The following is a 469-nucleotide window of genomic DNA, read 5'->3' as shown; positions in this document are numbered from 1 at the left end:
GGCTCGAAGGTTGCGGCATTGGTGGGGTTACCCGGCTCGATCGGAGTTGCCGGAATCGAGCCCTCATCCTTCGGGTTAGAGCCCTTGTCCTTCTCATCCTCATCCGGGATGCCGTCACCATCGTCATCCTCATCAGTGGTGTCAGGCGTACCGTCACCATCGGTATCCAGCTTGAAGTTCGCCTTCACCTCATCGGTGGTCTCATCCGGGTAAGTCACCGTGACAGGAACATCAAACTCTTCCCTGGTGTCCTTGTTCAGCTTGGACTCATCCGGGAACGTCACGGTGATCTCACCAGTGTTCTCGTCGATCTCAACGACGTAGCCCTCAGGAGCCTTGAAGTCCTCACCAATGGTGAACTTCGAGTCCGCAGGAACCTCTACGTCCTTACCATCCTTATCAGTGAAGGTCGGAGAAGACTTCGTCTCCTCACCAGGAACAACCAGCTCGGACTTGTACTCCGGCTCGA

At 55.9% G+C, this 469-nt stretch carries 1 protein-coding gene; it reads right to left on the bottom strand.

Going from position 1 to position 469, the window contains the following annotated elements; genetic code table 11:
• The coding region (locus tag HMPREF2932_RS13535) for a YPDG domain-containing protein (protein ID WP_210397736.1) at positions 1-469 on the bottom strand (469 nt) is incomplete at both ends.

The sequence above is a fragment of the Corynebacterium sp. HMSC074H12 genome (assembly GCF_001813755.1).
GTDB lineage: Bacteria > Actinomycetota > Actinomycetes > Mycobacteriales > Mycobacteriaceae > Corynebacterium > Corynebacterium hiratae.
Note: the sequence above shows the minus strand (reverse complement) of the source record. Positions and strands in the feature narration are given on the sequence as shown.